Source organism: Terrisporobacter muris, from assembly GCF_024621905.1.
GTDB lineage: Bacteria > Bacillota > Clostridia > Peptostreptococcales > Peptostreptococcaceae > Terrisporobacter > Terrisporobacter muris.
The window spans coordinates 1-5,116 of the sequence record NZ_JANKBY010000275.1 but is presented as its reverse complement, the minus strand read 5'-3'; the positions used below and the strand labels follow the sequence as shown (position 1 = coordinate 5,116).

Annotated in this window: 6 protein-coding genes; all 6 read right to left on the bottom strand. The window is 26.8% G+C overall.

The window, feature by feature from the left end; translation table 11 throughout:
• Positions 1–89: 89 nt before the first annotated feature.
• On the bottom strand, positions 90–266 hold the full coding sequence (locus NSA58_RS15880; protein ID WP_257560669.1) for a hypothetical protein: 177 nt from the start codon (positions 264–266) through the stop codon (positions 90–92).
• Positions 267–705: 439 nt separating this feature from the next.
• Positions 706–2,229 carry a murein biosynthesis integral membrane protein MurJ gene (gene murJ, locus NSA58_RS15875; protein ID WP_257560668.1) on the bottom strand — a complete coding sequence of 508 codons (1,524 nt, stop codon included), beginning with the start codon at positions 2,227–2,229 and terminating at the stop codon, positions 706–708.
• 225 nt (positions 2,230–2,454) lie between these two features.
• The gene (locus tag NSA58_RS15870; RefSeq protein WP_052232884.1) at positions 2,455–2,853 is read right to left on the bottom strand and encodes a hypothetical protein; all 399 of its coding nucleotides are present in this window, start codon (positions 2,851–2,853) and stop codon (positions 2,455–2,457) included.
• Positions 2,854–2,881: 28 nt separating this feature from the next.
• Positions 2,882–3,055 (bottom strand): hypothetical protein, encoded by a 174-nt coding sequence (locus tag NSA58_RS15865; protein ID WP_257560667.1) that lies wholly within the window; start codon positions 3,053–3,055, stop codon positions 2,882–2,884.
• A gap of 151 nt (positions 3,056–3,206) precedes the next feature.
• On the bottom strand, positions 3,207–4,304 hold the full coding sequence (locus NSA58_RS15860; protein ID WP_257560666.1) for a DUF5643 domain-containing protein: 1,098 nt from the start codon (positions 4,302–4,304) through the stop codon (positions 3,207–3,209).
• A gap of 1 nt (position 4,305) precedes the next feature.
• Positions 4,306–4,839 (bottom strand): sigma-70 family RNA polymerase sigma factor, encoded by a 534-nt coding sequence (locus NSA58_RS15855; protein WP_039678787.1) that lies wholly within the window; start codon positions 4,837–4,839, stop codon positions 4,306–4,308.
• Between the last annotated feature and the right edge of the window lie 277 nt (positions 4,840–5,116).

Here is a 5,116-nt window from a genome sequence, read left to right as displayed (position 1 = left end):
TTTTTTCCTACTTTATACATATAAAGATTTAAAAAAGTAGCCACTATGGCAATACCCCCGAATATTATCCACATATTTTTACCTCCCTTTTATTTCGCATTATATAACATTGGTGAATTAGAATTTACCAATCTCATATTAAGCAAAGTTACAGATGTAGTGCATATTTCTAACTTTTTATTAGATATGCGATTATTTACTGACATGTCTACACTAGAGACCTTGCTTCCATCAGATATAACTATATAAGCTTCCCTTATTTTCATACTAACTCCCCTGTCAGATTATTATTTATACCTTAATTATATCAAAAAAGCAACTGATTTTATATCAATGGCTATGTCATCCAAATCTATTTTATTTTATACTTATCAAATCTAAAAGTAACATTAACTTTAACAAAGTATCTAATCAAAACATTATCCGAATATGTCAAATTATTTTAAATAATGATTTTAACAAAATTTTAGGAGGAATGCTATTATTAATTATACTTCTTATCATAGAGGTTCCTTTAGTATATATAATTAATAATTACTTCCCTTGGATGTTAGGTAAATTAAATATATAAGATGAGTTGAGTGTAATAATAGACTAGTAATATACTAGCCTATTTTGATGTTAAATAAAATTTGCACTATATTAATATAGTATATCAAAACTCACCTACAAATTTATATTTATCTATATAACATCAAAATATTTTTATTTTGCTATTTTAGATTTTATTATATCAATAATATAATCAGTTGAATCAACCTTTAAAATTAATACGATTATACTATATACTATGGCCCCCATGCTAACAGAAACTATTAATCCTAAAAACTCACTAATTAAGGATATTTTCGCAAAAATTTTCAACACTGTAATAGCCATTACACAAGATGCTAAAAATGTTTTAAACAGTGTCATTAAAATACTCATTGCATTAAACTTTCCTATTTTCTTTCTAAGATTAAACAATAAAAAACATATAGCTATTATTGCCGAAATACTTGAACCTAAAGCAAGTCCTGATACTTTCATTGTTCTTATTAAAATTAAGCTTAATAGTATATTAGATATAACACATAATATACTATTTTTCATTGGAATTTTGGTGTCTTCTAAGGAGTAAAATACCCTTACAGCAACATCTCTCATTCCTGCCGCAACCATACCTATAGCATAGCAAGATAATACTTGAGCTGTTATAATAGTTGCACTTTCATCAAAGGCACCTCTTTCAAAAAGTACTTTTACTATTGGTTTTGACAATATAAATGCACCTATAGAAATAGGCATAATAATTAATATGACAGAATTAATAGATTTACAAAATGTAATCTTTAGTTTTCTTAAATCATTTCTTGAACTCAATTTAGAAAATACAGGATATATTACAGCTGTTATTGATGCAACAAATAATCCTGTAACAAACATATTTAATTTATATGCATAATTTAATGCAGATAAAGAACCTGTTACTAAAAAAGATGATAGATTCTTATCTACTAAACTATTTATTTGATATGCTGATGCTCCTATCAAAACAGGTCCTATAGCTAAAGCCATCTTCTTTATATTTTTATCAAACAAATCAATATTTAATTTGTATCTAAATCCCTTTTTACAGCAAAATGGAATTAAAAATATCATTTGAATAAAAAATGCAAATACAGTTCCATATGCTAAGATTTCTACACCCAAAACTCTACTAAGTAAAACTGATATTATTATTGATATATTATATGGTAAGGGCATTATACCTGTAATCAAAAAGTAGTCATGTATCTCTAAGTACGCTTTTAATACGTATGTTATACATACTAAACCAACTGAAAATAAAATAATTCTTGTTAGTTGTATGGTAAGCTTAAGTCTCTCTCCTTCAAATCCTGTTGCAAACAATTTAACCAATGGTTCTGTGAAAATCCAACCTAAAATTGATACAATTAATGATATAATAAATATAATATTTATAACATTGCTTGTGAATTTTAAAGCTTTTTCCTTTCCACTCTTTTCTTCTATTGATGTATATATAGGCATATATGTACTTTGAATAGCTACACATAATAGCGATATAAATGCTACCGTTATGATATTCAACGCCATTAGATATGAATCTGATATAACACCAATACCATACACATATCCAATAACTAAATCTCTTAAAAATCCAACAATCTTTGATATTATTGTTGCGATAAACAATATGGATGCTGATTTTAATATTTTAGACATCTAAATTCCTCTTTTCATGTTAAGTTGTTTAAATATAATAAATCTTCTATGATTGTGTAAGAGTAATATGAATTGAAAACATATTAGTATACTTTATATATTATATACATATAATATATGATTTAATTACTTAGTACAATTTACAATAATGTAAGAAAGATTTACTTTTATCTAATAGTGCAATGTGACCATATATTTAACTGATCCTGTGCATAATCTTTTGCATTATTCATTCTCTTTATTAAATGCCTGCTCAATATCTCCATCCTCGTCCATGAACACTATGTCTCCAACTGTGAATAATTCTGTTTCCATAGTACTAGAGGGAACTGTAACAACTACCTCTTTCCTTTTATTGTTAACAATAGTAACTTTATATTCAGTGGATTTATTATCTTTTTCTATCATCTTGATAGTGTATCCTTCTTCTTCTATCTGTGCATTAACAGCTTTATCTTTTGCTGAGCCAATAGCAAGTCCTACTAACATACCAATGCAAATTCCCATGGAAGTACCCATGGCTATATTACCACCAAATAATCCACCGAAAGAAGTTCCAAATGAAGCACCAAAACACATTCCAAGTGACATACCTATTGCCATATTTTTACTTGTTTTTTTCATTATATTATCTCCATAAATTCAGACTTATCTATATGATATCAAAAATATTCTTAATTCGCATTATATAAAATTCTACACTACCACAATTGAGACATACACAGGCTTTTACACGATCTTGAAGAATATTTGCAATTTCTAAGTAATCATCTTTATTTATTTTTCTTAAAATTAATCTATCAGTTTCTATCATTACATCATCCATAGAAAACTCCCCCCTAATTTTTATTTGGTATTATATTAATATTGTTCATCATGTATAGCAATCACATAAAAAAGTCACCAAAGTTTCATAAATATAAATAATACCAATAACTATGTTAATAATCATTGGCATTACTTTATGTAGGATTAAATTATGGAATTTCTATTTCTATTACTTCATCATCAAGGTGTTTTTCATTACCATCAATACAAACAACAGGTGTTATTACTATTTTTTCTTCTGTTCCTTTAAGTTCAAAATCACAGTAAAGTGTATTTTCAGTATCTGAAATACCACTATCAAGATTCATTAAATCTTTACCATTTTCATCTGTTACTGACAAGAAGAAATATGTATTATCTGAAGTGTCTCCTTCTATATCCATCTTAACCTTTGCAGATACAGGAGATATCCTTATATCATCAATCTTCAACTTGCATTTTATATTTCCTTCACTTATATCAATAGCTTTGTTAATTTCAACAACTTTCATATCATTAGATATATTAGAAGTATTTATAATAGTATTAAATTCCCATGTTCCAAGTTCCTTACTTAGCCATCTACTTGACTCTGTTTTTGACTCACCTATATCAAAGTCTTTAAATTTAATTTTCATATCATAATCTTTATTTTCCTCTAAATTTTTAAGTATATCAAAGTCTTTATCAACGACCCCATCTCCATCAGTGTCAATTCTAGTTAAATCAACAATATATAAAATTTCCTTTTTATCCTCACCTCTTACATTCCTTTGATTAATTGCTCCACCTTGACCAGGAAAAGACATATCGCCTATTGTAATAAGGGGTAAATCTGGTGCAAAGTCCTTTTTATTAAATCCGTTTTTCTCTAAATCAAAATTACTATAATCAATCCCCAAACTTACGATTAATTGCTTATCATCAAGCATTACATCTCCTAAGTTAAGTATCAATCCATCTTTTTCTAATGATTGGTTTCCTTCAAACTTATATTTATCAAACTCTCCTGAGTCTCTATCTAAAAAATACTCAATACTATTTACTAATCTATTTATATATGCCAATGCTCTCTCATTTGTAAGAGCTACAGAACCTAAAACAAGTGTGGCTGATACACTTGCTACTATCAATTTTTTATTTACTTGCTTTTTAGATTTTATCTTTGATTTCATTATATTTTTCATTTTTTCATTATCAGTTTTTACTTCAGTATATCTATCAAATTGAATTTTTTCGTTATTTAATACTTTATATTTGTCTATCATCTTATTTACCTCCATTTTCTAGTAAAGATTTTCTTATCTTGGCCTTACCTCTAGATAACTTACTATGGACACTAGAAATAGCTAATTTCTTATTCCGTGCTATATCTACTATACTTTCACCTTCTAGATAATATCGTCTAAATATTTCTTCATCCTCTTTAGATAAGAAGTTTAAGGTCTCGTTTAATTCTTCTTGAATTTCTATATTTAATAAATTTTTATCTATATATGGTGTCTCTTCATCTAATGTAGATGATTCCATCTTATTTAGATATTTTCTTTTATAATCAATTGCTTTATATTTAGCTATTGCACATATCCAGTTTTTAAAAGAATTTTTATTTTTTTCAAATCCATCTATGTTATTCCAAATAGCCAATAAAGTATCGCTAACACATTCTTCTTCATAATTAATAAGAGCACCTAAATGATACCTAACTACAGAAGTAATAAGGCCATTGTACTGATCTATTAACATTTCCATTCCTTTTTCATTTTTCTTTTTTATGTATTTAATCATTAATTTATCTTGCAAGTTACTTCCTCCTCACTGTAAAAGCTTTTACATTAGTTAATTCGTAAATTAATATCAAAAACTTGCATGTTTGAATATTTTTATTTTATTGTTCATTCTAATATCAACAAAGTCCAGCAATATTATTTGCTGGACTTTAATTTCGTAATATATTAAAAAAGCGACTATTCTTTTTTTAATTCTAAAAGTGTAGGTGTTATGTTAAGTACAATAGATAGAATAGTTAAAACCCTGAATGAATTTTCCATAGTAGGTACTACATCGGCTAAAGCAGCCC